Source organism: Mycobacterium sp. NPDC048908, from assembly GCF_043197955.1.
GTDB lineage: Bacteria > Actinomycetota > Actinomycetes > Mycobacteriales > Mycobacteriaceae > Mycobacterium.
Map to the genome: position 1 here is coordinate 769,249 of NZ_JBICUE010000001.1, position 23,453 is coordinate 792,701.

Genomic DNA, 23,453 nt, shown 5'->3' on the forward strand with positions numbered 1-23,453 from the left:
AATCAGCCTTTCTCACAAGTGAATTGGCATACGTCGGTTCTGCCCTCGCGAAACAAGTCGGCGCATCCGGTCAGATATCTCATGTACCGGTCGTAGACCTCTACCGACGTCACGGCGATGGCTTCGTCTCGCTTCGACTCGAGATTGGCCGCCCAGGTGTCCAGGGTGCGGGCGTAGTGCGGCCGAAGATGTTGCACGCGTGTCACATTGAAGCCGGCTTGAGTGGCGTGGTCAGTGACAATGGAGACCGAAGGCAGTCGACCGCCGGGAAATATCTCATCCATGATGAACTTGATGAATCGCAGCAGCGACATCGTCATCCCGAGTTGGCGCTGGTCGATTTCGTCGTTGCTCGGGATGACGATGGTATGCAGCAGCATCTTGCCGTCGCCCGGCAGCGAGCCGTGCATGCGTTTGAAGAAATCCGCGTACTTGTCGAATCCGAAGTGCTCGAACGCGCCGATCGACACCACCCGGTCAACGGAACCGTGCCATTCCTCCCACGGCTGCAGCCGAACTTCCATGTGCCGCTTGCTCTTCGAATTAGCGAACCAGTGCTCTTCGATGTGGTTCTTCTGGTTGTGAGAGAGCGTCAGACCGATGACGTTCACATCGTATTTTTCGACGGCCCGCATCATGGCCGCACCCCAACCGCAGCCGACGTCGAGCAGCGTCATGCCCGGTTGAAGGTCTAACTTGCCAAGGGCAAGATCGATCTTGGCGATCTGCGCCTCGGCCAAGGTCATGTCGTCGCGTTCGAAGTAGGCGCAGCTGTAGACCTGGTTCTCGTCCTGCCAGAGCCTGAAGAACTCATTCGACAGGTCATAGTGAAACTGGATGTCTTTGGCGTTTGAGCCGCACGTTCTGGTTGAGCCGTCTGCCACCACGGTGATTCCTGAGATGTCGGTGAAGGAAATCGGAACAGTGTCAGTTGCTTCAACACTCCCGCGCGACGATACCCGGGACACGCGCATACTCAAACACTGCATGCTTGATCAACGAAAGTCGGGTAAATCCAAGTATGGAACTGGCTTTGAACCCGCTGCGGGCGCGCTGTGTGCGCTATCCAGTTAACGCACTTCGGTCGGTCAGGCGAGGCCCGACCCCGCTACCTGAGGGTCGCGTCCGCGTTCGGTTGGCCTTCACCCGGTACGGCGTGCTCGGCGCCGAATTGCGGCACGCCTCGGCCGCGCACCTTGTTCACGATGAACACCGCCGCCCCGAGGCACAGCCAGACCAGGCCGCCGATCTTGGCCAGCGCGTCCGCGTTGAACAGCACGTAGCCGATGATCAGGAAACCGAGCGTGGGCACGACGAGGTGCAGCAGGTAATTCTTCGACTTCTTGCGGCCGAGGTAGTACCAGACCACGGACACGTGCAGCAGGCAGAAGGCGAACAGAGCACCGAAATTCACCAGCGAAGAGATCAGCGCGATCTGGCCGACGAAGAACAGCACCAGCACCACGCTGATCGCGCTGACCAGCAGGATCGCCGCCATCGGCACCTGGCGTGCGCTCACCTTCGACAGGAAGCTCGGCAACTGCCGGTCGCGGCTCATCGAGTACAGCAACCGACTGGTCGCCGCCTGCGCGGCCATCGCGTTGGCGAAGCCGACGGCGAGCACGTTGACGACGAAGAACGCGTTCATCCAACCGGTGCTCGACGCCGCCTCGACCAGCTTGAAGAACGCATTGCCCGCTTCGTCGTCACTGAACGACGACCGCCCGCCGGCCAGCAGGCTGGCCAGCCACGTCTGACCGATGAACAGGAATGCCACGATGAACAGCGCACCGATCATCGCCTTGCCCGCCGGGTTCCGATCACCGGTGGATTCCTCGGCGAGTGTCGAAATACCGTCGAAGCCAAGGAAACTCAGGACCGCGATGGACAACGCCGCCGCGAGTAGTGGCGCGCTGACGGTTTCGGGATTCCAGATCGGTGTGGTGCTCCAGTGCACATTGGGCAACCGGTCACCGCTGATGGCCCGCACCGCGATGACGACGAAGATCGCGAGGAAGACCAGTTCGAGTGCCAGGAACACGCGGTTGGCCATCTTCAGGGAATCGACGCCGAGCAGGTTGATCACGGTGTTCACGGCGACGAACACCAGGGCCCACACCCACCGGGGGGTTCCGGGGAACAGGCCGATCATCGATTCGGCGGCCAGAACGTACAGCAGCGTCGGGACCAGCAGGTAGTCCAACAGGATCGCCCAGCCGGCAAAAAACCCGACGCCCGGATGGATTCCGCGGCCCACATAGGCGAAGACCGATCCGGCCAACGGAAACGACTTGGCCATCTGCGCGTACGCCAACGCCGTGAACACCATCGCTACCAAGCCGATGAGATAGACCAGCGGCACCATGCCTTCGGCGCTGTTGTAGACGACGCCGAAGATCGTCCACGGCGCGATCGGCACCATGAACACCAGCCCGTACACCAACAAATCGAGGGTCGATACCGATCGGTGCAATTCCTGCTTGTAGCCAAAGGATTCGAGCGTGCGCTGGCCTGCCATGACTGTCCTATCGGGAGTTCGAATGGGTTGCGCGGAAGCTAGATACGGGCCGAGGCATCGCGGCTGGCGTCGTGGCTGGCGAGGAAGTCGCCGACGACAGCACGGAACTCTTCTGGCTTTTCGAGATGGGAGCAGTGACTGGTGTCGGGGAACACGTGGCCGCGCGCGTCGGGAATGTGCTCGACGTAGGGCTGCCAGGCGGCGGGCACCGCCTCGTCGAACTCACCGGCGATGACAAGCGTCGGCGCGGTGATCTGCGCAAGCCGGTCGATGATGGTCCAACCGCGCAGTGTGCCGAGCACATAGAACTCATTGGGACCGTTCATCGTGTGGTAGACCGTCGGCTCGGCCTCCATCTGCGTGATGGTGTCGACGAGGTCCTGCGGCATCGGGTCGACGCGGCACAGGTGGCGCAAATAGAACTCGTTGGTGGCCTGCACGTACTCCGGATCGTCGACGGTGCCGGCCTCCTCGTGGCGGGTCAGCGCGGCCCGGGTCTCGGGCGGCAGTTGGGCACGCAGTTCGGCGCAGCCCGCCATCCACAGCTCCATGGACGCGGGCGAATTGCAGATTGCCAGCGAGGCGAGCCCAGGCGGCTGGCGGACGGCGATCTCGGCGCCGAGCATGCCGCCCCATGACTGGCCGAGCACGTGGTACTCCTCGATGCCCAGCGCGGTCCGCACGGCGTGAAACTCCTCGACGAACAGCTCCGGCGTCCAGAGGTCTGCGGGCGCATCCGGGAGGTGGCTGCTGTTGCCGCAGCCGATCTGGTCGTAGTGAATGACCGTGCGCCCGGTCTCCGCGGCCAGTCCGGCGATGTTCCTCACGTAGTTGTGCGCCATTCCCGGGCCGCCGTGCAGCACGAGCAGCGGCAGGGCACCGTCGCGCGCCTTGTCGGGTGCGGTGATCTGCACCCAGGTCTCGTGGTCGCGGAAGGGCACCAGCTGGGTCGTGGAAGTCATGGCGCTCAGCATGAACCCGTAAAGGTCTCATGACAAGACCATTGATCGAGATTTAACATTTCTGGCATGGCGCACACCGGTGCACCCGCGGACGGATCGGCCATGCCGGGTTTGCTGCAGCAGCAGCTGGACAGCTCGTCGCGGGTCGACGAGATAACCGATCGATTGATCACCGCGATCGCGATCGGTGAGTACCTGCCCGGCGCGCGGCTGCCGGTCGAACGGGATCTCGCGGCGTCGCTGGGTGCGGGCCGGATGACGGTGCGAGCGGCGCTGGCACGGCTGCTCGACCGGGGCTTGATCGAGACTCGACGCGGCCGCGGCGGCGGGTCCTACGTGCTGGACCAATGGCCTGAGTCATCGACCGACGTGGTGGGCCGAACGCTGCGGGCCCGGCTCGACGACTTGCGCGACCGATGCGACGCGATCTGTCGCTTGCAGGGAACCGTCTGCCGCGCCGCGGCAGAGTCTCGGTCCGCTCACGACGTGTCGGTGCTGCGAACGAGATTCGAGGCCTACCGGACTGCCGACAGCGGACTGCCTGCCCAGCAAGCCGACAGCCAGTTCCATCTGGCGATCATGGACGCTGCGCACAACGACGTCCTCAAACAGGTGCTGCTCGATCTCAAAGCCACAGTCAGCATCGGATCACCCGCGCACCCGTGGGGCGAGCCATCGACCATGCGCAGCATGGAATTACGGGCGCTGCGCGAACACGAGCAGTTGGTGCAGGCGATCACCGACGGTCGCGGTGATGACGCCGAGGAGTTGGCACGTCATCACGGTGCGATCGATTTCGAGCTCATCACCACCGCGATGCATCGTGCGGGTGTGCTCATCGACTGAGGCCGGAGGCGTCCTCGAAATCGGGCGTGCGATCGTCACCGCGAGCCAGCGACAGGCTCGCGCTCTGCAGAACCACCACGACGGTGCAGACCAGCACGAGTACCTTCGCCTGCCCTGCACCGATGTGCGCGCCTGCCGAAAGGCGGCCCAGCATGGCGGTCCGCCACACCGCGTACATGACCAGCCCGAGACTCGCGTAAGGCAGAAAGGTCAACGCTGCGGCGACGACGCGCGTCAGCGCGGCCCCGACTGGCCCGGTGGTGCCGCTGGCGCGCCGCCACCGGAACCCGCCCAGCCACAGCGCGAAACATATCGCGAGCACCGTCGGTATCAACCACGTCATCACGCCGTGGGCGAAGTTCCACAACGAGGCGCTGCTGTCAGTCCAGCCGGGCAGGATCGATTCGTGTGGTGTTGCCGGTTGGTCCGGCGGGTTCGCCAGGGACAGCGCAAGATCGTTGAGGCTGGCGACGATGAACGACACCACCAGCGGCGGCGCGAGAACAGCGACGATGAATCGAAAGTGCTTACCCAACGCTGACGCCGAAACCAGTTGCACCGCACCGAAAAGCAGCGTGTAGACCGAAAAGAAGAACGCGACGCCGGCCAGCACTTCTTTCGAGAGCGCCCGCCCACTGATCAATGCGCACCCTTCCTCGCCCGACAACAACGAGAACAACGCGGCCGCCGTGACCAGACCCAGACACGCGCATGCCAACGCGGTGACGAAGCGGTTGTCTTGTTCGTATTCGCGTACCGCGTCGTTCTCGCTGCCTCGACGATGCTGACGGCTGACCACCAGCATGATGGCGAGGAAGGCGAAGCCGGCAAGTACGCCGGCAAGCTGCGAGTAGTTTCCCGCGGACTGCGAGAAATCGAACTGCAACCACAACTCGCAGGACGACGACGTCGCTTCGCGTAAGAGCTGGATCACGTTCGAGCCGCCCATCAATCTCCAGCTAACGGGTTGGAGTGCCTCGACTGCGCCAACGTAGCAGGTGACGGGCGGCACCGGCGCGCATCGACGCCGGATACTGTGTGCTGGTGGCCGAGAGTGCGCCGCTGCGTGTGCAGCTGATCGCCAAGACCGACTTCGTGGCGCCGCCCGAGGTGCCCTGGAGCACTGACGCCGACGGTGGACCCGCGCTCGTCGAGTTCGCCGGGCGGGCCTGCTACCAGAGCTGGTCGAAGCCGAATCCGAAGACCGCGACGAACGCCGCCTACCTGCGGCACATCATCGATGTCGGGCACTTTTCGGTGCTCGAGCATGCGTCGGTGTCCTTCTACATCACCGGCATCTCGCGGTCGTGCACGCATGAGCTGATCCGGCATCGGCATTTCTCGTATTCGCAGCTGTCGCAGAGGTTCGTGCCCGAAGACGACTCGCAGGTAGTGGTGCCGCCGGGCATCGAGGACGACGAGGAACTGCAGGCGATTTTCGCCGCCGCCGCCGACGCCAGCCGCGCTACCTACATCGAGTTGTTGGCCAAGCTGGAGGCCAGATTCGCCGACCAGCCGAACGCGGTGTTGCGGCGCAAACAGGCTCGGCAGGCGGCGCGCGCGGTGCTGCCCAACGCGACCGAGACGCGCATCGTGGTGACCGGAAACTACCGGGCATGGCGTCATTTCATTGCGGTGCGGGCCAGTGAGCACGCCGATGTGGAGATCCGTCGGCTGGCGATCGAGTGCCTGCGGCAACTGATCGACGTCGCGCCTCAAGTGTTCGCCGACTTCGAGATCTCCACGCTTGCCGACGGGAGTGAGGTGGCGACGAGTCCGCTCGCCACGGAGGCGTAGCCGGAGCTGGCCCGGCTGCAGCCACGGAGGCGTAGCCGGAGCTGGCCCGGCTGCAGCCACGGAGGCGTAGCCGGAGCTGGGCGGATATAGCTACGGAACGCTGAGGTTGAGCGGGTAATCTTGGTGCCCGTGAGTACCAGCGGAATCGACGTGACCGCCCGATTGGGCACCGTGCTGACCGCGATGGTCACGCCGTTCAAGCGCGACGGGTCGCTGGACACCGATGCCGCGGCCCGGCTGGCCACCCACCTCGTCGACGCGGGTTGTGACGGCCTGGTGCTGTTCGGCACGACGGGGGAGTCGCCGACCACCACCGACGACGAGAAGCTCAGACTGTTGCGCGCGGTGCTGGAGGCGGTCGGTGATCGGGCCAGGATCGTCGCGGGTGCGGGCAGCTATGACACCGCGCACAGCGTGCACCTGGCCAAGCAGTGCGCGGCAGCGGGCGCACACGGCCTGCTGGTGGTGACGCCGTACTACTCGCGTCCACCGCAGGCCGGGTTGGTGGCCCACTTCACCGCGGTGGCCGACGCCACCGAGTTGCCGGTGATCCTGTACGACATTCCGCCGCGCTCGGTGGTGCCGATCGAATGGGACACCATTCGCACGCTCGCCGAGCATCCGAACATCGTCGCCGTCAAGGACGCGAAAGGCGACCTGCACGGCGGCGGGCAGATCATCGCCGAGACCGGGCTGGCGTACTACTCGGGTGACGACGCGCTGAACCTGCCGTGGCTGGCGATGGGCGCCGTCGGTTTCATCAGCGTCTGGGGGCATCTGGCCGCCGGTCAACTGCGAGACATGTTGTCGGCGTTCACCTCTGGTGACGTCGCCACCGCACGCAAGATCAACGTCACCCTTGGACCGCTCAGCGGTGCTCAGGCCAGACTCGGCGGCGTCACGCTGGCCAAGGCGGGGCTGCGCTTGCAGGGGATCGAGGTCGGTGACCCGCGGTTGCCTCAGATTCCGGCCACCCCCGAACAGGTCGAAGGGTTGGCCGCCGACATGCGCGCCGCCGCGGTGCTGCGGTAGTGAACGAAGAACTCAAGCCGCCCGGGCCATTGGCTCCCGGCGGTCTGCGGGTGACTGCTCTCGGCGGCATCAGCGAAATCGGCCGGAACATGACCGTTTTCGAGCATCTGGGCAGACTGCTGATCGTCGACTGCGGCGTGTTGTTCCCCGGTCACGATGAGCCGGGCGTCGACCTGATCCTGCCAGACCTGCGTCACGTCGAGGACCGCCTCGACGACGTGGAGGCGCTGGTGCTCACGCATGCGCACGAGGACCACATCGGCGCAATCCCGTTCCTGCTCAAGCTGCGTGGCGACATCCCGGTGGTGGGCTCGAAATTCACTCTCGCGCTGGTGGCGGAGAAGTGCCGCGAGCACCGGATCAAGCCGGTGTGCGTCGAAGTGGACGAGGGGCAGAGTTCCCGCCACGGAGTGTTCGAGTGCGAATACTTTCACGTCAACCACTCGATTCCGGGCTGCCTGGCGATCGCGATACACACCGGAGCAGGAACGGTGCTGCACACCGGCGACATCAAGCTCGACCAACTGCCGCTGGACGACAAGCCGACCGACCTGCCGGGTATGTCGCGGTTGGGTGATGCCGGCGTTGACTTGTTCCTCTGTGACTCAACGAATTCCGAGATCCCCGGCGTCGGGCCATCGGAAAGCGAGATCGGGCCGAACATGCACCGGCTGATCCGCGGCGCCGAGGGCCGGGTCATCGTGGCGTGTTTTGCCTCCAATGTCGCTCGCGTGCAGCAGATCATCGACGCATCGGTGGCGCTCGGCCGCAAGGTGTCGTTCGTGGGCCGGTCGATGGTGCGCAACATGGGAATAGCCAAAGAACTCGGCTATCTCAGGGTCGACACCGACGACGTGATCGACATCGGCGCTGCGGAGATGATGGCGCCGGAGCGCGTCACGTTGATCACCACCGGCACCCAGGGTGAGCCGATGGCCGCGCTGTCGCGAATGTCGCGCGGCGAGCATCGCAGCATCACGCTGACATCAGGTGACCTGATCATCATGTCGTCGTCGCAGATCCCCGGTAACGAGGAAGCGATCTTCGGTGTATTGGACGCGCTGGCCAAGATCGGCGTCCGTGTCGTCACCAATGCCCAAGTGCGCATCCACGTTTCCGGTCACGCTTACGCGGGGGAGTTGCTGTTCCTCTACAACGCGGTGCGTCCGCGCAACGTGATGCCGGTACACGGAACGTGGCGGATGCTGCGCGCGAACGCCAAACTGGCCGAGCGCACAGGTGTGGAGCCGGGGTCGATCATGTTGGCGGAGAACGGCGTCAGCGTCGACCTGGTCGCCGGCAGGGCCTCGATCGCCGGAGCGGTGCCGACGGGCAAGATGTTCGTTGACGGGCTGATCACCGGTGACGTCGGGGACGCGACGCTGGGTGAGCGCCTCGTGCTCTCCTCAGGTTTCATCGCGGTGACGGTGGTGGTGCGCCGCGGCACCGGCAAGCCCGCCGCCCCCGCTCATCTGCATTCGCGGGGCTTCTCCGAAGATCCAAAGGCATTGGAGCCCGTGGCGCGCAAGGTGGAAGCGGAGCTGGAATCCCTTGCCTGTGAGAACATCACCGAAGTCGCGCGCATCGCGCAGGCGGTGCGTCGCGTGGTCGGGAAGTGGGTGGGCGAGACCTACCGGCGCCAGCCGATGATCGTGCCGACGGTCATCGAGATCTAGCCGACTGAGGCCATGGGCGCGGCGGTGAACGGCTCAATCACTCCGGGGTTGCGGACAGATGGCGCAGCGGGTTCAAGAGTGTGGGTGACCACCTCCGGTGGCATCGTGGGTCGTCCCTGCTGAAGGGCGAGGCCAGCACAATCCCAGCTCGAGTAGAGGTACTTGCCGTTCTTGTCGTAGTACCTGGTTTCTCTCCAGTCCCCGCCCGCCAGGCTGCAGCAGAGCCGTTCGTTCGACCCTCTGGAGACACATTCGTCGTAGGACGCTGCACTGCCCGCGGGGGCGGCGCATCCGATCGCGGGATGTCCGACGGCGCTGCCGCCCAGGATGGCCGCCGCGGCGATGAGCGCGGCCTGCAGTAAGCGCGGCCAGAGTGCGGCCTTGGGTGATGTCATGATCGTTCTCCTGGTCGGCTGCTAGGCGTCCGAGTCACGGGTGACGTTGCGGGCGAGAGTGTTTCGACGATGAGGCCGGGCGGTACCCGAACAATCTGCGGCGGTGGATCGCAGCGCGCTGCTTGTCCGGGCTGCTGCTCGCGCCACACTCCGCCGAATGAGATGCAGCATTGGCGCACGCCGTAGTACCAACTCACGTAGTCGTCCTCGCGTTGCGCCTCGTAGCCCTGGGCGCAGTTGGTGAAGCCGGCCTCATCCCATTGGCGGGCCGCGGCGACGCCGATCATGGGCGACCCGACCACGCCGGCGCCGAGGCCCGCAGCGATCACGAGTGCGGTCAACAGTTTCAGAGCCGACATGCGTTTCTCCCCACCGGAGTGATCAACGGGACGTTGACGTCACAACCGCCGCGGGCCGAGTGCGACCACGCGTCTTGGCACGCCATGGCTTTCCACATCCGCCGGCGCGCCGACCAACCGCATGAACAGGCGGCGTAGAAATGGCCGATGCGCACCCGGTAGACGGTGACGATCCCGGGCGTGCGTGACCGCAACACCGCGGTCGACGCTTGCTGCTCGGTATTCATGATTGAAATGCTGGCGTGCGGCGCCGACCTGTGGAAACGGGACATCAACCCCTGTCGGCCGAGGGCGATTAGGGCTTACCGCGGATGGAATCCGGTAGGGGCTTAGGGGCTACGCCTTCTCCGCGTACGCCGACCACTCGAGCTGCGACGCCCCCAGATTGCGGCCCGCCGGACGAATGTAGGTGCGCAAGTAGTAGTCCGGTCCGGCCTGCTCGACCAGCCGCCAGCCGTATTCGGCGACGAAACTCGAAACCTGGTCGGGGTCGAGCCCGAACTGCCAGATCTGCCGGCGTTGCCGGAATCGTTTGTAGAGGATGGTGGCGCCGTACATGTTGGCGCCATCGATGAAGTCCTTGCGGACATAGGTGAACACCAGACGGCTGCCGCTCGGCACGTCGCGCAGTGCGGCCAGTGTCGCCCGAACCGCATCCTCGGTCAGGTATTGCGTGACGCCCTCCCAGATGAAGAACGTTCGGGTGTCGGCGCGGTAGCCGTGTTCGGCCAGTGTGCTCATCAGATGGTCCCGCTCGAAGTCCAACGGCACCAGGTGAACCGTCGCGGGTGCGCGGCCGATCGCGCGTTGCACTGCGACCTGCTTGCGGTCGATGTTGACGGGAAGGTCCACTTCGAAGACGGGCACGTCGGAACGCCGCGCAAGACGGTAGGCCCGAGTGTCCATGCCCGCGCCGAGGTCGACCACGGCGCCGATATCGGCGAGCGCCCGCTCCAGCGTGTCGTCGATGAAGCGCTTCCTGCAGGTGATCAGCGCCCACGAGCCAGGCACCGCACGCTCGCCCGCCGCTATCGCCAGGTGCCTCAGCACTGGCCAGCGCATCGCCCGCACCACCGCGCGTTGGCCGGGCGGCAGCAACCGCACGGCCAAGTCGTCGAACACCAAGCGCCGGTCCGGCGGCTCATACTGCTCGATGGCCGTCTGCGCCATCGGGCCGAAGGCGGTCTGTGCGACGGGATTTCGCGCCACGGTCAGCGCTTGTTGGCGTACCCCGCATCAACCGGCAGCGTCACGCCGGTGATGTAGCGCGCCTCATCGGATACCAGCCATGCGACCGCCGCCGCGATGTCCTCGGGGTCGAGCACCTGGACCGGCATCGCATTGCCCATGTCCGGCGGCTTGTCCGAATTGGCGATCACGTTGGCCAGCCACTGTCGGGTGTGGTCGTTGTCGATCATCGGTGTGAGCACGCCGCTGGGGTGAATCGAGTTCACCCGGATACTATGCGGCGCAAGATGATTGGCGTAGGCCCGCATCAACCCGACGACGCCGTGTTTGGCCGCCGTGTAGCCGAGCGATCCCGGATCGCCGCCGCCGATGCCGACCAGACCTGCCGCGGAACTGATCAGCACGATCGACCCGCCATCGCCCTGGTCGATCATCCGCGGCATCGACACCTCGACCGTGTTGTGCACACCGGTGAGGTTGACATCGATCACATCTCGCCAGCCCTGTGCACCCGACTCCATCGGTGCGATGCCTGCGTTCGCGACGACGATGTCGAGCCTGCCCAGTTCGTCGATTCCCGACTGGAGCGCCGATGCCAGCGCCGCCTGATCGCGCACGTCGGCCTCGCGCGCGACGATCCGCGCGCCGGTATCCTCGACAAGTTTGACAGTGGCGGCCAGATCGTCGGCAGTGGACATCGGATAGGGCACAGAAGCGATCTGGCCGCAGATGTCGACCGCGATGATGTGGGCACCGTCGGCAGCCAACCGGACCGCCTCCGCGCGACCCTGACCGCGGGCAGCCCCGGTGATGAACGCGACTTTGCCTGTCAGGGAGGACATTACGGGCGCAACTGGCCCTTGCTGGGATCACCGGCGACGACGGGCTGCAACATCTTGATGTCCGGTGGGCCGTCGAGATGCTCACCGACCGTGCCGAACAAAGTGGCGACTGCAGGCGCGGCGCTGTGCGTCTTCAACGCCTCCGCATCGGCCCACTGCTCGACGAAGACGAACGTGCCGTCGGCCTCATGCAGCGAGTAGAGATCGCAACCGGGCTCCGAGTGCACCGCCTCGATGGCCTGCTTACACGCGTCTCGGACCGCGTCCACCGACTCCGGCTTGGCTTTCAAGGTGGCAACCACAGTGACGGACATGGGCGATGGACTCCTCGCTGAGTGCGTGCTGGACGGTTGCCAAGCCTACCGAGGGGCTTTCAGCCCATGTCGACCCAGATGGTGAACCCCACCGCGAAGATCGCGAGCAGGGCAAGCAGCACGGTGTCGACGGTGCCCAATTGTGTTCTTTGAGTCCGGTCGACGCGAAGCTCCCTGGCGATCAGGAACAGCGGGAAGGTCACACTGATCGCAATGGCGAGGCCGCCCGCGATGTAGGCCCACACGTACTTCACCCCGTGCTTGCGCGCCTCGACGATCATCAGGACCGCGGCGGCGAGAAAGAACAGCGTGATGTCGACGGTGAGCGACCGGGACGCGGGTGTGACCCTCGAGTCCTTGAAGAAGTCGAGCAAGAATCCGCCCGGGTTGTCGAGATAAGCAACGTTTTGGCTCCAGGTGGCGATCAGGGCCCCCACCGCGATCACGGCGTACACCGCGCAGAGCACCTTGCTCGACGTGGGCAGCGCCGGTTGAACCTGAGTAGTCGTCATTTCGGCACCGTAGGGCCTTTCAGCCGCCCAATCGATACGTTTCTGTGACCCGTGTGGCAGATGGTGAATGTGGGGCTAATGCGACTAGGCTGGGACGCATGCCAAGTAAGACCGCTGCCCGCTCAGGAGGCCGTTCGAGCAGGTCAAAGGCTGGTCCGCGAGGTGGGTCCCGCCCGGCGGCCCGCCGCAAGCCGGCTCCTCGGCGCAACTCGTCGGCGGTTTCATCGGCGGGGGCGACCGTCGGCCGCGGCGTTCGTGCCGGCTGGTTGATGTTGGCCAAGGGGGCAGGCTCGACCGCCCGGTCCGTCGGCAGGGCCCGCGACCTCGAGCCTGGCCACCGCCGCGACGGCATCGCGCTGGCCCTGCTGGGCATCGCGGTGGTGATCGCCGCCAGCTCGTGGTTTGACGCCGCGCGCCCGGTCGGTGCGTGGATCGATACGTCGCTGCGGCTGATGATCGGCTCGGCGGTCGTGCTCGTCCCGCTCCTTCTCGGTGGGATTGCGGTTGTTCTGATGCGTACTGAACCCGATCCCGACGCGCGGCCCCGGCTCATCCTCGGTGCGGCGATGATCGCGCTGCCCACCCTCGGACTCTGGCACTTGTGGGCAGGGTCGCCGATGGACCCGGCGGGACGGCAGCACGCGGCGGGTTTCCTTGGCTTCGCGATCGGCGGGCCGCTGTCCGATGGGTTGACGGCATGGATTGCCGGGCCGCTGTTGTTCATCGGCGCGTTGTTCGGACTGCTGCTGGTGACAGGAACGACAATCCGTGAGGTGCCCTCGACGGTGCAGCGGATGTTCTCGGCACGCGCATTCCGCGACGAGGACTACGACGACGAGTACGACGACGAGCAGGCGTACGCCGAAGAGCACGAAGACTTCTCGGACGGCTACTACGACGATCAGTCCTCGCTCGGCAGCGACGAAGCGCAGCCGTGGCCTGGCGGCGGCACGCCGATGGAGAATTACCCACTCGACGACGAGGCGCCGACAGTTCCCGAGCCAACGGTCAAGCCGCGCAAGAAGAAGCCGGCCAAGAAGCCTGCGATCGTCATGGATCGCGTGGTCGACGGACCGTACGCGCTTCCGTCGTTGGATCTGCTGATCGCGGGGGATCCGCCGCTGCGCCGCAGCCCGGGCAACGACCGGATGATCGAGGCCATCACCGAGGTGCTCGACCAGTTCAAGGTGAACGCCGCGGTCACCGGTTGCACCCGCGGGCCGACCGTCACCCGCTACGAGGTCGAACTCGGCCCCGGCGTCAAGGTGGAGAAAATCACTGCGCTGCACCGCAATATCGCATACGCGGTGGCCACCGAGAGCGTGCGCATGCTCGCCCCGATCCCCGGCAAGTCCGCGGTCGGCATCGAGGTGCCCAATGTCGACCGCGAGATGGTGCGGCTTGCCGACGTGCTGACCGACCCGTCGACCCGGGGCGATCACCACCCCCTGGTGATCGGGCTCGGCAAAGACATTGAAGGCGAATATATTTCGGCCAACCTCGCCAAGATGCCGCACCTGCTGGTGGCAGGTTCGACAGGTTCCGGTAAGTCCAGCTTCGTCAACTCGATGCTGGTGTCGCTGCTGGCTCGGGCCACTCCGGAGGAGGTCAGGATGATCCTGATCGACCCAAAGATGGTGGAACTGACGCCGTACGAAGGCATTCCGCATCTGATCACGCCCATCATCACGCAGCCGAAGAAGGCCGCGGCGGCGCTGGCGTGGCTGGTCGAGGAGATGGAGCAGCGTTACCAGGACATGCAGGCGTCGCGGGTGCGTCACATCGACGACTTCAACAAGAAGGTGCGCTCCGGTGAGATCACCGCACCGCTGGGCAGCCAGCGCGAGTATCGGCCGTACCCGTACATCGTGGCGATCGTCGACGAGTTGGCCGACCTGATGATGACGGCGCCACGCGATGTCGAAGACGCGATCGTGCGGATCACCCAGAAGGCGCGCGCCGCAGGCATTCACCTCGTGCTCGCGACACAGCGCCCGTCGGTCGACGTCGTCACCGGTCTGATCAAGACGAATGTGCCGTCGCGACTGGCGTTCGCGACGTCATCGCTGACCGACAGCCGCGTCATCCTCGATCAGCAAGGCGCCGAGAAGCTGATCGGCATGGGCGACGGGCTGTTCTTGCCGATGGGCGCGAACAAGCCGTTGCGTCTTCAGGGCGCGTTCATCACCGACGAGGAGATCCACGCCGTCGTGCAGGCCTGTAAGGACCAGGCGGAGCCCGAGTACACCGAAGGTGTCACCAAGGCCAAGACCAACAGTGAGCGCACCGATGTCGATCCGGACATCGGTGACGACATGGATGTCTTCCTGCAGGCCGTCGAGCTCGTGGTGTCCAGCCAATTCGGCTCGACGTCGATGCTGCAGCGCAAGCTGCGGGTGGGCTTCGCGAAGGCTGGCCGGTTGATGGACCTGATGGAGACCCGGAACATCGTCGGGCCCAGCGAGGGCTCCAAGGCGCGCGAGGTGTTGGTCAAACCCGACGAGTTGGCCGGCACGCTGGCGTTGATCCGCGGCGGCTCGAATGCCGACGGCGGCGACGCCGACGACGACGAGTGATTAGCCGCCCACACCCACGCCGCCTTCGATGCCGACCCTGATCGGCGGGGGCGGCGGAAGCAGAGGCGGCTGGACCCCCACACACTGGTTGTCGATGACGGCGGTGCAGACGCCGCCGGGCGTGCACCCGTCCACCACGATCGGCCCTCTGTCACACTGCAATGGGTCCGCGTGGGCGGGCGCATTGGCGCTCCCCGCGGCGATGAACGCGGCGACGGCGCAGACGACAATCCGACGTCGCATGGCTGCCACGGTACGCCCATTGCGATTTGTGTGCGTTTTGTTGCGTTGAGCGCTCCTAAGCGCACACAAATCGCTACAGCGTCAACAACATTCGGGTGTTGCCGAGGATGTTGGGTTTGACGTAGGACAGGTCGAGGAACTCCGCGACGCCGGTGTCGTAGGACCGGCACATCTCTTCGTAAACCTCGGCCGTCACGGGTGTGCCGTCGATCTCCTTGAAGCCGTGCCGGGCGAAGAAGTCCACCTCGAAGGTCAGCACGAAGATCCGCTCCAGGTGCAGTTCTCTGGCCACGCCGAGCAGTCGGTCGACGATCGCATGCCCGACGCCCTGGCCCCTGACCTTCGGGTGGACGGCGATCGTGCGGATCTCGCCGAGGTCGGACCACAACACGTGCAGCGCACCGCAGCCGATCAGTTCACCGTCGGCTTCGGCGATCCAGAACTCCTGAACGGCCTCGTACAGCGTGACGAGGTTCTTTTCCAGCAAGATCTTGCCGGAGTAGATGTCGACGAGCGATTTCATGGCAGGGACATCGGACGTGCGGGCACGACGAACGCCGAACGGCTCGGGTACCGACGAGCACTCGGGCGAGGAGTCATCGGACACAGCGCTCACACGTGCGAGGGTATCGGTTCGGGCAACCGATATTCTGTTGCGGTGTCGGGCCAACCCCATATCGATCCGGCGGTCCCGCGCGCCCGGGTTGCGAATATCGCCAACGTGCTCACCGGTGTCCGCATGGTGTTGGTTCCCGTGTTCCTCGCGTTGCTCTTCGTCGGGGACGGTCATGAAACGTTCTGGCGGATAGCCGCATTCGTCGTCTTCGCGGTTGCGGTGATCACCGACCGGTTCGACGGCGCGCTGGCGCGCAGTTACGGGATGGTCACCGAGTTCGGCAAACTGGCCGACCCGATCGCCGACAAGGCGCTGATCGGAGCGGCACTGATCGGATTGTCGATGATCGGTGATCTGCCGTGGTGGGTGACGGTGGTCATCATGGTGCGTGAAATCGGGATCACGGTGCTGCGATTCGCTGTGCTCCGGCACGGCGTCATCCCTGCCAGCCGCGGCGGCAAACTGAAGACCCTCGTCCAGGCCGTGGCGATCGGCCTGTTCGTGTTGCCGCTGTCGGGTGCCTGGTTGACAGGAGCGTGGGTGGTGATGGGAGCGGCCGTGGTGCTCACGGTGCTCACCGGCGCGGATTATGTCGTTTCAGCCATCAAGGATTCGCGTGGACGACCCACTCGTCAGTGACGATGCTCGCGCGCTCGTCGCCGATCTGACCGTCCGCAGGCAAAGCATCGCGACCGCCGAGTCGCTGACCGCCGGGCTGCTCGCCGCGACGCTGGCCGGGGTCGCGGGCGCCAGCGTCGTGCTGCGCGGCGGCCTGATCACCTATATCGAGGAAACGAAGATCTCGCTGGCCGGGGTGGCACCACAGCTGCTTGACGCGGTGGGGCCCGTCGCCGCCCCGACTGCGCGTGCCATGGCTGTCGGGGCCCGGCAGCGCTGCGGTGCCACCTGGGGCGTCGGGCTGACGGGGGTGGCCGGCCCGGACCCGCACGGCGGGCACCCTGTCGGCACCGTCTTCCTCGGTCTCGCCGGTCCCGTCGACACGGACGTGGTCCAGCTGGCACTGGCCGGTTCGCGATGGGACATCCGGATGGCGGCGGTGAACGAGGCCATCGCCCGGGTGCGTGCTCTCGTCGAATCTCAGTGATGAGCGCTTGCGCGAAGAACAGAACACAGTGATCTTCGGCGGCCGGGAACCAACCCGCAGGCGCCCGCGTTGCCCTAGTAACTGAGCCCAGCGAGGGAGGAGCACGATCATGACGGCATTGCTGCGCGAGGTGATCGGCGACGTGCTGCGTCGTGCCCGCACCGAGCAGGGCCGCACCCTGCGTGAGGTGTCCGACACCGCCCGGGTCAGCCTCGGCTACCTGTCGGAGGTCGAGCGTGGCCGCAAGGAGGCGTCCAGCGAACTGCTCAGCGCCATCTGCGGCGCCTTGGACGTGCCGCTGTCGCGGGTGCTCTCCGATGCGGCCGGCGACATGGCGCGTGAGGAGCTGGCCACCCTGACGGGCGCGAGCGCGGCCAACATCGACGCCACGACGAAGGTGGTCATCCCGCAGGTCGTCTCGATGGCGGTTGCCTGAGCCGCAAATCAGCCGCACGGGGTGTAGTGATCTGCGCGGAACCGATAAGTTGGCACTGAGCACACACAACGACATGAAGGCGGAAGTGATCTGATGGCCAATCCGTTCGTCAAGGCGTGGAAGTACCTGATGGCGCTGTTCAGCTCCAAGGTGGACGAGTACGCCGACCCGAAGGTCCAGATCCAGCAGGCCATCGAGGAGGCGCAGCGCCAACATCAGGCACTGTCCACGCAGGCGGCGCAGGTGATCGGCAACCAGCGTCAACTGGAGATGCGGCTCAACCGCCAGCTCGCGGACATCGAGAAGCTGCAAGTGAACGTCCGTCAGGCGCTGACCCTGGCCGACCAGGCCACCTCCGCCGGCGACGCCGCCAAGGCCACCGAGTACAACAACGCGGCCGAAGCCTTCGCCGCCCAGTTGGTGACCGCAGAGCAGAGCGTCGAGGACCTCAAGACCCTGCATGATCAGGCGCTGCAGGCCGCGGGTCAGGCCAAGAAGGCCGTCGAGCAGAACGCGATGGTGTTGCAGCAGAAGATCGCCGAGCGCACCAAGCTGCTGTCTCAGCTCGAGCAGGCCAAGATGCAGGAGCAGGTCAGCGCGTCGCTGCGGTCCATGAGCGAGATCGCCGCCCCGGGCAACACCCCGAGCCTCGACGAGGTGCGCGACAAGATCGAGCGCCGCTACGCCAACGCCATGGGCGCCGCTGAGTTGGCGCAGAACTCGGTGCAGGGCCGGATGATGGAGGTCCAACAGGCCAGTGTGCAGATGGCTGGCCATTCCCGGCTCGAGCAGATCCGCGCCTCGATGCGCGGTGAGCAGCTGCCCACGGGCGGCACAGCCGCAGGCGCGCCGGCGACACCGGCCACCAACCAGCAGGCGACACCGGAAAACCCGCTGTCGCAATAACTTTCGTAGGGCAGGGCAGTGAACACACGCACGGGACGGCCGGAAGCGTGGCGCACGCTGGCGCAGCGGGCGGTCGATACCGCCGCGGAGTGGTCGGACGTAATGGCCGAAAAGCTCAACGCCGCAGCGGATCCGCGCGCCAAGCTGATGCGCAAGCGGCGGTGGGCGCTGCGGCTGGCCGTCTTCTTGACGGTGTCCACTCTGTTCTGGATCGGCGTGACGGCGTTGCTCGCGTCGTGGAGCTCGCCGGTGTGGGCGTTGTTCATTCCGGCGCCCATCGCCGTCGGTGCGGCCTTCCTTGCCACCCTGGCGTTCCTGCGGTACCGCTGGCTGCGCGGTGAGCCGCTGCCGCCGCCTCGGCGGGTGGGCAGGCGACTGCCGCCGTGGGGGTCCGCGGCCCGGCAGCCGATGTCGGCACTGGCCGCCTCTGAGCGCGGGTTGTTCAACCTGCTCGGCGTGTTGGAGCGTGGCCGCATGCTGCCCGCCGACGAATTGCGCGAGTTGACCATCGCGGCCAACCAGACGTCCGCCACGATGGCGGCCACCGCCAACGAGGTGGTGTCGATGGAGCGCACCGTCAGGTCCGCACCCCAGTCGCGGGCATACCTTGCGCCGACGATCGCGGCGTTCACTGCTCAACTCGACCACGGCGCCCGCCAGTACAACGAGTTGGTCACCGCCGCAGCACAACTCGTGTCGGCCGCCAACAGCGGGTCGCTGTCCAGTTCGCCGATGTCGCAGCAGCGTTACCGCGACGAGTTGGTCAACGCCACCGACCGGCTGATGGGCTGGGCGCAGGCGTTCGACGAACTCGGGCGCCTGCGCGGCGCCTAGATGTCGTGTGAGCTCGACGGCCCAGACCGAGGGCCGTACTTCGCGATGTAGGCCTCGTGGATGTGTGCGTCCTTCTTGCGTTTCAGCTCGTCGGCCAGCGTCGGGTCCAGGCCGTGTTTACGCAACATGTGCCTGCGCCAGACCTTGTTGAGCGCGTGAGAGAAGAACACGAACGGAATCAGGATGGGCAGCGTCATCGACAGGTGCACATCCAGAGTGGTCGGGATGAACCAGAACGGCACCATCAGCAGAAACGCCGGGATGAAGACCCGGACCATCATCCTGGCCGTCGCGCCCCTGCCTGCGAGGTCTTGCCGGACCCAGTCGCGCATCGAGTCGGGAAGGCGCCGCCCGTAGCAATAGCCGATGTATTCCCACAGGTTCGGCTTGCTCCTTGTGCTCGCGGTCATCTCAGCGTCTGCCTCAGGGAGGGGAACACGGTCGCTGCGAGCCCCCGCAGTGTGCCCTTGCTGATGTCCCACAGGTCGAAGTAGTCGCGCCACAACGTGACTCGTCCCGCGTGCACCTCGAATACGCCGCACACCCAGAATTGAAGACGCAGCGGGCCGATGATCAGCGCATCGGTGCGTTCGGTCAGCACCGCGTTGCCCTCGGCGGCGATGCGGTGGATCTTCACCTCGAAACCGACGCGGCCCTGTCCGCTGCGCAGGATCTTCATCAGCCGCTGACGGCCCCGCACGGTGGCCCAACCCACGTTGTGCCACACGATGGTGTCTGCCGACGCGGCCTCGACAGTGTCGTAGTCCTCGTCCTGGAGGGCGTAGAGAAAGGTTTCGACGGTGCGGGCGTTGTCGACGTCCGAACTCACCCCGGAAGCCTGGTCAGTCATGCAGCCAGCCTAGTCCCCCGCATTTCACGCAAGCGCTCGTCGTCGCCGTCGGCCGCTATGGCAGGGTAGGCGCGTGCGGGTCGCCGTGATTGCCGGGCCCGATCCCGGGCACGCCTTTCCTGCCATAGCGCTGTGCCTCCGGTTTCTCGCGGCAGGGGACGCCCCGACGCTGCTCACGGGGGCCGAGCGGCTGGACGCCGCCCGCCGCGCGGGGCTGCACGCCGTCGAACTCGAGGGGCTCGACCCCACCGCGGCCGACGACGACGCCGACGCGGGGGCGAAGATCCATCAGCGCGCCGCCCGGATGGCGGTACTGAACGCGCCGCTGCTGCGCAACATCGCGCCTGACCTCGTGGTCTCCGATGTGATCACCGCGTGCGGCGGCTTGGCGGCCGACCTGCTCGGGCTGCCGTGGGTAGAACTCAGCCCCTCCCCGCTGTACCGGCCGTCGAAGGGCCTGCCGCCGCTGGGTAGCGGCTTGGCTCCCGGCGTCGGACTGCGTGGACGGCTACGCGATTCCGCGATGCGGGCGCTGACCGCGCGATCCTGGCGCAAGGGGCTGCGGCAGCGATCGTCGGCCAGAGTCGAAATCGGTTTGCCTGCCGCAGATCCCGGACCGCGGCGCCGGCTCATCGCGACACTGCCCGCGCTCGAGGTGCCGCGACCCGACTGGCCTGCGGAGGCCAAATTGGTGGGACCGCTGCACTTCGAACCGACCGACGCGGTGCTGGAGGTGCCATCGGGTCCCGGTCCGCTGGTGGTGGTGGCGCCGTCGACGGCGGTGACCGGCGCAGGCGGTCTGGCCGAGGTGGCCCTTGAGGCGTTGCGACCGGGGGAGACGTTGCCCGACGGTGCGCGCATTGCGGTGTCCCGGTTGGGTGGGTCCAACCTGACCCTGCCGCCGTGGGCGGTCGCCGGCCTCGGCAGACAGAACGAACTGCTGGCGCGCGCCGATCTGGTGATCTGTGGCGGCGGCCACGGACTGGTGGCCAAGGCATTGCTCGCAGGTGTGCCGATGGTGGTGGTCCCCGGCGGAGGCGACCAGTGGGAAATCGCCAATCGCCTTGTGCGACAAGGCAGTGCGCAACTGATCCGGCCGTTGACCTCCGAATCGCTGGTGGCCGCCGTCAGTGAGGTACTGTCGTCGCCCCGCTACCGCGAAGCGGCTCGAGCGGCCGCAACCGGCATCGCGGACGTCGACGATCCGGTACGGGTGTGCCATGAAGCGCTCGCACCGTCGGCGTAAGTTGGTCGCGTGCGGTTGACCGAATTCCACGAACTCGTCGAGGGCCAGTTCGGGCCGGTGCGCGGCGCATCGATGCTCGTCGACCACGCGTTGTCAGGATTCGGCGGCCGGACCGCGGCGCAGGCCATCGAGGACGGCGTCGACCCACGCGATGTTTGGCGTGCGCTGTGCGCGGACTTCGACGTCCCGCGCGATCAATGGTGACCTGTGTACGTCGCGGCGCTCTCGCTACCGCTTGTCCTCGGCGCGGCCGGTGCCCGGCGTGTGTGCAGGCGCGTCGACGCCATCGTCACCCCGATCTGCGCCCCCGGCCTGCGATGCGGGCTGCTCGTCAGCGGGTGAGGCGGTTCCGCCGCTGGACGACGAGTCCTTCGAGGTGGCGTCGGCGGTCGGCTTGACGGCGCCGCCGGTGCGCACATCACCCGCATCACCTTGACCGCTGTCCTGCTTGGCCGTGCGTTGCCGGCCCTCGTACGGCGGCACCGCGGGTTCGACGTCTTTTGGCGGCTCCGTGGTGAAGCCCGTCTCGAAATCGGGCTTGCCCTCTTCGCCGTATTGGGGGACCGACTCGTCGCCCTCGTATGCGCCGGACGGCCGGTCGGTTCCGGCTGACGGCTCGTCTGATCCGGTGTCTCGCGATCCCTTTTCCTCTGGCTTGGTCATGGCAACTCCTCACAGTGACCTGTGAAGGGGTTACCCGCGCCGACGTGCGACCAAGCGCGAGCAGACACAGAAACGTGCGATTCCGGCCCCGGTTACACGCTTCTGCGTCTGCTCGCCGCAAAACGCTAGCGCTGGCCGAGCAGCTGCGCGGTCTCGCGGTGCAGCCTTCCGAAGTTGTAATAGGCGGCGCACGCACCCTCGGGTGAGACCATGCATGTGCCGATCGGGGTCTCGGGCGTGCACGCGGTGCCGAACACCTTGCACTCCCACGGTTTGATCACGCCCTTGAGCACCTCACCGCATTGGCATGCCTTGGGATCGGCGACCCGCACGCCGGGCATGTCGAACGTGCGCTCCGCGTCGAACTCCGCATAGTCGGGGTGCACCTTCAACGCGCTCTGCGAGATGAATCCCATTCCGCGCCATTCGAAGTGGGGTCGCAGCTCGAATGTCTCGGCCATCAGCTTCAACGCCTGGGTGTTGCCCTCCGGCCGCACCACCCGGGTGTACTGGTTCTCCACCTCGCAGCGACCGTCGCGGATCTGCTGCAGCAGCATGTGCACCGACGCGAGGATGTCGAGCGGCTCGAATCCCGCCACCACCATCGGCTTTCGGTATACCTCCGGCACGAACCGGTACGGTCGCAGGCCCACCACGGTGGATACGTGACCGGGCCCGAGGAACCCCGAGAGCCGCAGATCGGGCGACTCGAGGATGGCCTTGATCGGCGGAACGATCGTGACGTGGTTGCAGAACACGCTGAAATTGCGCACCCCGAGTGTGCGCGCGCGGACCAGCGTGACGGCGGTCGACGGCGCCGTCGTCTCGAACCCGACCGCGAAGAACACCACGTGCCGGTCCGGGTTGTCGACGGCCACCTTGAGCGCATCGAGCGGCGAGTACACGAATCGCACGTCGGCGCCGCGGGCCTTGGCCTCGATCAGGTTTCCTTTCGATCCCGGCACGCGCATCATGTCGCCGAACGTGGTGAAGATCACGTCCGGTTGCTCGGCCAGCCACATCGCGTCGTCCACCCGGCCCATCGGGATCACACACACCGGGCAGCCGGGCCCGTGTACGAGTTCGACCGCTTCCGGCAGCAGGTGTTCGATGCCGTGCCGATAGATGGTGTGGGTGTGCCCGCCGCACACCTCCATGAACTTGAACTCGTCAGCGCCGGCCAATTCGGTGATCGATTTGACCAATGCGCGCGCCGCGGCCGGGTCGCGGAATTCGTCGACGAACTTCATCTCAAGCCTCTCAAGCGATTTCGGATTCGTTGAACGCGTCGATCTCCTGCTGGTAGTTCTCGCCCATCTTCTGCACCTGGTCGAGCGTCATCGCCGCTTCGTGTTCGTCGATCTTCGCCATCGCGAACCCGACATGGACAAGTACCCAGTCGCCCACCCGAAGGTTGTCGTCCGCCAGCAGGCGCACGCTGATGGTGCGCCGCACCCCGTTGACGTCAACCTTGGCCAGCGACTGTTCAGCGTCGACGATCTCGACGACTTGGCCCGGTATTCCAAGACACATCGCC

Annotated in this window: 30 protein-coding genes; 12 read left to right on the forward strand and 18 right to left on the reverse strand. The window is 66.0% G+C overall.

Going from position 1 to position 23,453, the window contains the following annotated elements:
• Positions 1-2: 2 nt before the first annotated feature.
• From ACGFK1_RS03730 to ACGFK1_RS03740, 3 genes are all read right to left on the reverse strand, one after another.
• Positions 3-884, reverse strand: coding sequence for a cyclopropane mycolic acid synthase family methyltransferase (locus ACGFK1_RS03730; RefSeq protein ID WP_393425726.1), 882 nt, complete (start codon positions 882-884; stop codon positions 3-5).
• Between the two features lie 224 nt (positions 885-1,108).
• Entirely contained in the window at positions 1,109-2,518 is a 1,410-nt protein-coding gene (locus ACGFK1_RS03735) for an APC family permease (protein ID WP_393425728.1), read from the reverse strand.
• A gap of 38 nt (positions 2,519-2,556) precedes the next feature.
• Positions 2,557-3,480 carry a proline iminopeptidase-family hydrolase gene (locus tag ACGFK1_RS03740; RefSeq protein ID WP_393425731.1) on the reverse strand — a complete coding sequence of 308 codons (924 nt, stop codon included), beginning with the start codon at positions 3,478-3,480 and terminating at the stop codon, positions 2,557-2,559.
• 66 nt (positions 3,481-3,546) lie between these two features.
• Here ACGFK1_RS03740 and ACGFK1_RS03745 point away from each other — a divergent pair, with 66 nt between their 5' ends.
• Positions 3,547-4,326, forward strand: a complete 780-nt coding sequence (locus ACGFK1_RS03745; RefSeq protein WP_393425734.1) for a FadR/GntR family transcriptional regulator — start codon at positions 3,547-3,549, stop codon at positions 4,324-4,326.
• Here the strand turns inward: ACGFK1_RS03745 and ACGFK1_RS03750 are convergent.
• Positions 4,316-5,275, reverse strand: coding sequence for a hypothetical protein (locus ACGFK1_RS03750; RefSeq protein WP_393425737.1), 960 nt, complete (start codon positions 5,273-5,275; stop codon positions 4,316-4,318). The genes ACGFK1_RS03745 and ACGFK1_RS03750 overlap by 11 nt on opposite strands.
• Before the next feature lie 95 nt (positions 5,276-5,370).
• Here ACGFK1_RS03750 and thyX point away from each other — a divergent pair, with 95 nt between their 5' ends.
• From thyX to ACGFK1_RS03765, 3 genes are all read left to right on the forward strand, one after another.
• The gene (thyX, locus tag ACGFK1_RS03755; protein WP_393425740.1) at positions 5,371-6,123 is read left to right on the forward strand and encodes an FAD-dependent thymidylate synthase; all 753 of its coding nucleotides are present in this window, start codon (positions 5,371-5,373) and stop codon (positions 6,121-6,123) included.
• A 129-nt stretch (positions 6,124-6,252) separates the two neighbouring features.
• Positions 6,253-7,155 carry a 4-hydroxy-tetrahydrodipicolinate synthase gene (gene dapA, locus ACGFK1_RS03760; RefSeq protein WP_393425743.1) on the forward strand — a complete coding sequence of 301 codons (903 nt, stop codon included), beginning with the start codon at positions 6,253-6,255 and terminating at the stop codon, positions 7,153-7,155.
• Positions 7,155-8,831 carry a ribonuclease J gene (locus tag ACGFK1_RS03765; protein WP_393425746.1) on the forward strand — a complete coding sequence of 559 codons (1,677 nt, stop codon included), beginning with the start codon at positions 7,155-7,157 and terminating at the stop codon, positions 8,829-8,831. Before dapA ends, ACGFK1_RS03765 begins: the two co-directional genes overlap by 1 nt.
• Here ACGFK1_RS03765 and ACGFK1_RS03770 read toward each other — a convergent pair.
• The 7 genes from ACGFK1_RS03770 to ACGFK1_RS03800 all read right to left on the reverse strand — a co-directional run bounded on the left by ACGFK1_RS03770 (position 8,828) and on the right by ACGFK1_RS03800 (position 12,441).
• Positions 8,828-9,226 (reverse strand): hypothetical protein, encoded by a 399-nt coding sequence (locus tag ACGFK1_RS03770; protein ID WP_393425748.1) that lies wholly within the window; start codon positions 9,224-9,226, stop codon positions 8,828-8,830. The genes ACGFK1_RS03765 and ACGFK1_RS03770 overlap by 4 nt on opposite strands.
• Entirely contained in the window at positions 9,223-9,585 is a 363-nt protein-coding gene (locus ACGFK1_RS03775) for a hypothetical protein (RefSeq protein ID WP_393425751.1), read from the reverse strand. The genes ACGFK1_RS03770 and ACGFK1_RS03775 overlap by 4 nt, the downstream gene beginning before the upstream one ends.
• On the reverse strand, positions 9,573-9,812 hold the full coding sequence (locus tag ACGFK1_RS03780) for a hypothetical protein (RefSeq protein ID WP_393425754.1): 240 nt from the start codon (positions 9,810-9,812) through the stop codon (positions 9,573-9,575). Before ACGFK1_RS03780 ends, ACGFK1_RS03775 begins: the two co-directional genes overlap by 13 nt.
• A 109-nt stretch (positions 9,813-9,921) precedes the next feature.
• On the reverse strand, positions 9,922-10,794 hold the full coding sequence (locus ACGFK1_RS03785) for an SAM-dependent methyltransferase (protein WP_393425756.1): 873 nt from the start codon (positions 10,792-10,794) through the stop codon (positions 9,922-9,924).
• A 2-nt stretch (positions 10,795-10,796) separates the two neighbouring features.
• A complete protein-coding gene (locus ACGFK1_RS03790; RefSeq protein WP_393425759.1) occupies positions 10,797-11,615 on the reverse strand; it encodes a mycofactocin-coupled SDR family oxidoreductase in 819 nt (272 codons plus the stop codon).
• Complete coding sequence (locus ACGFK1_RS03795; RefSeq protein WP_393425762.1) at positions 11,615-11,929, reverse strand: putative quinol monooxygenase; 315 nt, start codon at positions 11,927-11,929, stop codon at positions 11,615-11,617. The genes ACGFK1_RS03790 and ACGFK1_RS03795 overlap by 1 nt, the downstream gene beginning before the upstream one ends.
• A gap of 59 nt (positions 11,930-11,988) precedes the next feature.
• Positions 11,989-12,441: a DUF2834 domain-containing protein gene (locus ACGFK1_RS03800; RefSeq protein ID WP_393425765.1), complete on the reverse strand. Its 453-nt coding sequence runs from the start codon at positions 12,439-12,441 to the stop codon at positions 11,989-11,991.
• Positions 12,442-12,539: 98 nt separating this feature from the next.
• On the opposite strand from ACGFK1_RS03800, the gene ACGFK1_RS03805 reads away from it, so the two are divergent.
• Complete coding sequence (locus ACGFK1_RS03805) at positions 12,540-15,017, forward strand: DNA translocase FtsK (RefSeq protein ID WP_393425768.1); 2,478 nt, start codon at positions 12,540-12,542, stop codon at positions 15,015-15,017.
• On the opposite strand, the gene ACGFK1_RS03810 is transcribed toward ACGFK1_RS03805, so the two are convergent.
• Complete coding sequence (locus tag ACGFK1_RS03810; protein WP_393425770.1) at positions 15,018-15,260, reverse strand: hypothetical protein; 243 nt, start codon at positions 15,258-15,260, stop codon at positions 15,018-15,020.
• Positions 15,261-15,333: 73 nt separating this feature from the next.
• Positions 15,334-15,876: an amino-acid N-acetyltransferase gene (locus tag ACGFK1_RS03815; protein WP_393425773.1), complete on the reverse strand. Its 543-nt coding sequence runs from the start codon at positions 15,874-15,876 to the stop codon at positions 15,334-15,336.
• A 42-nt stretch (positions 15,877-15,918) separates the two neighbouring features.
• On the opposite strand from ACGFK1_RS03815, the gene pgsA reads away from it, so the two are divergent.
• From pgsA to ACGFK1_RS03840, 5 genes are all read left to right on the forward strand, one after another.
• Positions 15,919-16,515, forward strand: coding sequence for a CDP-diacylglycerol--glycerol-3-phosphate 3-phosphatidyltransferase (pgsA, locus tag ACGFK1_RS03820; protein ID WP_393425776.1), 597 nt, complete (start codon positions 15,919-15,921; stop codon positions 16,513-16,515).
• Positions 16,493-16,981 carry a CinA family protein gene (locus ACGFK1_RS03825; protein WP_393425779.1) on the forward strand — a complete coding sequence of 163 codons (489 nt, stop codon included), beginning with the start codon at positions 16,493-16,495 and terminating at the stop codon, positions 16,979-16,981. The genes pgsA and ACGFK1_RS03825 overlap by 23 nt, the downstream gene beginning before the upstream one ends.
• Before the next feature lie 109 nt (positions 16,982-17,090).
• A complete protein-coding gene (gene clgR, locus ACGFK1_RS03830) occupies positions 17,091-17,417 on the forward strand; it encodes a transcriptional regulator ClgR (RefSeq protein WP_393425782.1) in 327 nt (108 codons plus the stop codon).
• A 93-nt stretch (positions 17,418-17,510) separates the two neighbouring features.
• Positions 17,511-18,323, forward strand: coding sequence for a phage shock protein PspA (pspA, locus tag ACGFK1_RS03835; protein ID WP_393425785.1), 813 nt, complete (start codon positions 17,511-17,513; stop codon positions 18,321-18,323).
• An 18-nt stretch (positions 18,324-18,341) separates the two neighbouring features.
• Positions 18,342-19,157: a hypothetical protein gene (locus ACGFK1_RS03840; protein WP_393425788.1), complete on the forward strand. Its 816-nt coding sequence runs from the start codon at positions 18,342-18,344 to the stop codon at positions 19,155-19,157.
• Here the strand turns inward: ACGFK1_RS03840 and ACGFK1_RS03845 are convergent.
• Together ACGFK1_RS03845 and ACGFK1_RS03850 are read right to left on the reverse strand one after the other, a co-directional pair.
• Positions 19,154-19,567, reverse strand: coding sequence for a DUF5313 domain-containing protein (locus tag ACGFK1_RS03845; RefSeq protein WP_393425791.1), 414 nt, complete (start codon positions 19,565-19,567; stop codon positions 19,154-19,156). The two genes, ACGFK1_RS03840 and ACGFK1_RS03845, sit on opposite strands and share 4 nt — an antisense overlap.
• On the reverse strand, positions 19,564-20,007 hold the full coding sequence (locus tag ACGFK1_RS03850) for a limonene-1,2-epoxide hydrolase family protein (protein WP_393425794.1): 444 nt from the start codon (positions 20,005-20,007) through the stop codon (positions 19,564-19,566). The genes ACGFK1_RS03845 and ACGFK1_RS03850 overlap by 4 nt, the downstream gene beginning before the upstream one ends.
• A gap of 73 nt (positions 20,008-20,080) precedes the next feature.
• On the opposite strand from ACGFK1_RS03850, the gene ACGFK1_RS03855 reads away from it, so the two are divergent.
• Both ACGFK1_RS03855 and ACGFK1_RS03860 read left to right on the forward strand, forming a co-directional pair.
• Positions 20,081-21,253: a glycosyltransferase gene (locus ACGFK1_RS03855; RefSeq protein ID WP_393425797.1), complete on the forward strand. Its 1,173-nt coding sequence runs from the start codon at positions 20,081-20,083 to the stop codon at positions 21,251-21,253.
• A 9-nt stretch (positions 21,254-21,262) separates the two neighbouring features.
• Complete coding sequence (locus ACGFK1_RS03860; RefSeq protein ID WP_393425800.1) at positions 21,263-21,457, forward strand: DUF3046 domain-containing protein; 195 nt, start codon at positions 21,263-21,265, stop codon at positions 21,455-21,457.
• 24 nt (positions 21,458-21,481) lie between these two features.
• Here the strand turns inward: ACGFK1_RS03860 and ACGFK1_RS03865 are convergent, their stop codons facing one another.
• From ACGFK1_RS03865 to ACGFK1_RS03875, 3 genes are all read right to left on the reverse strand, one after another.
• Positions 21,482-21,916 carry a hypothetical protein gene (locus tag ACGFK1_RS03865; RefSeq protein WP_393425803.1) on the reverse strand — a complete coding sequence of 145 codons (435 nt, stop codon included), beginning with the start codon at positions 21,914-21,916 and terminating at the stop codon, positions 21,482-21,484.
• 125 nt (positions 21,917-22,041) lie between these two features.
• Positions 22,042-23,166 (reverse strand): hydrogenase formation protein HypD, encoded by a 1,125-nt coding sequence (hypD, locus tag ACGFK1_RS03870; RefSeq protein WP_393425806.1) that lies wholly within the window; start codon positions 23,164-23,166, stop codon positions 22,042-22,044.
• A gap of 10 nt (positions 23,167-23,176) precedes the next feature.
• The gene (locus tag ACGFK1_RS03875) at positions 23,177-23,449 is read right to left on the reverse strand and encodes a HypC/HybG/HupF family hydrogenase formation chaperone (protein ID WP_393425809.1); all 273 of its coding nucleotides are present in this window, start codon (positions 23,447-23,449) and stop codon (positions 23,177-23,179) included.
• Between the last annotated feature and the right edge of the window lie 4 nt (positions 23,450-23,453).

Bases quoted from the DNA above. Each gene is read 5' to 3' on its own strand.
- ACGFK1_RS03805 (WP_393425768.1), top strand. From the start codon at position 12,540: ATGCCAAGTAAGACCGCTGCCCGCTCAGGAGGCCGTTCGAGCAGGTCA.
- ACGFK1_RS03800 (WP_393425765.1), bottom strand. From the start codon at position 12,441: ATGACGACTACTCAGGTTCAACCGGCGCTGCCCACGTCGAGCAAGGTG.
- ACGFK1_RS03745 (WP_393425734.1), top strand. From the start codon at position 3,547: ATGGCGCACACCGGTGCACCCGCGGACGGATCGGCCATGCCGGGTTTG.
- ACGFK1_RS03775 (WP_393425751.1), bottom strand. From the start codon at position 9,585: ATGTCGGCTCTGAAACTGTTGACCGCACTCGTGATCGCTGCGGGCCTC.
- ACGFK1_RS03780 (WP_393425754.1), bottom strand. From the start codon at position 9,812: ATGAATACCGAGCAGCAAGCGTCGACCGCGGTGTTGCGGTCACGCACG.
- ACGFK1_RS03810 (WP_393425770.1), bottom strand. From the start codon at position 15,260: ATGCGACGTCGGATTGTCGTCTGCGCCGTCGCCGCGTTCATCGCCGCG.
- ACGFK1_RS03735 (WP_393425728.1), bottom strand. From the start codon at position 2,518: ATGGCAGGCCAGCGCACGCTCGAATCCTTTGGCTACAAGCAGGAATTG.
- ACGFK1_RS03850 (WP_393425794.1), bottom strand. From the start codon at position 20,007: ATGACTGACCAGGCTTCCGGGGTGAGTTCGGACGTCGACAACGCCCGC.
- ACGFK1_RS03845 (WP_393425791.1), bottom strand. From the start codon at position 19,567: ATGACCGCGAGCACAAGGAGCAAGCCGAACCTGTGGGAATACATCGGC.
- ACGFK1_RS03770 (WP_393425748.1), bottom strand. From the start codon at position 9,226: ATGACATCACCCAAGGCCGCACTCTGGCCGCGCTTACTGCAGGCCGCG.
- ACGFK1_RS03740 (WP_393425731.1), bottom strand. From the start codon at position 3,480: ATGACTTCCACGACCCAGCTGGTGCCCTTCCGCGACCACGAGACCTGG.
- ACGFK1_RS03795 (WP_393425762.1), bottom strand. From the start codon at position 11,929: ATGTCCGTCACTGTGGTTGCCACCTTGAAAGCCAAGCCGGAGTCGGTG.
- ACGFK1_RS03865 (WP_393425803.1), bottom strand. From the start codon at position 21,916: ATGACCAAGCCAGAGGAAAAGGGATCGCGAGACACCGGATCAGACGAG.
- ACGFK1_RS03790 (WP_393425759.1), bottom strand. From the start codon at position 11,615: ATGTCCTCCCTGACAGGCAAAGTCGCGTTCATCACCGGGGCTGCCCGC.
- hypD (WP_393425806.1), bottom strand. From the start codon at position 23,166: ATGAAGTTCGTCGACGAATTCCGCGACCCGGCCGCGGCGCGCGCATTG.
- ACGFK1_RS03750 (WP_393425737.1), bottom strand. From the start codon at position 5,275: ATGGGCGGCTCGAACGTGATCCAGCTCTTACGCGAAGCGACGTCGTCG.
- pspA (WP_393425785.1), top strand. From the start codon at position 17,511: ATGGCCAATCCGTTCGTCAAGGCGTGGAAGTACCTGATGGCGCTGTTC.
- clgR (WP_393425782.1), top strand. From the start codon at position 17,091: ATGACGGCATTGCTGCGCGAGGTGATCGGCGACGTGCTGCGTCGTGCC.
- ACGFK1_RS03875 (WP_393425809.1), bottom strand. From the start codon at position 23,449: ATGTGTCTTGGAATACCGGGCCAAGTCGTCGAGATCGTCGACGCTGAA.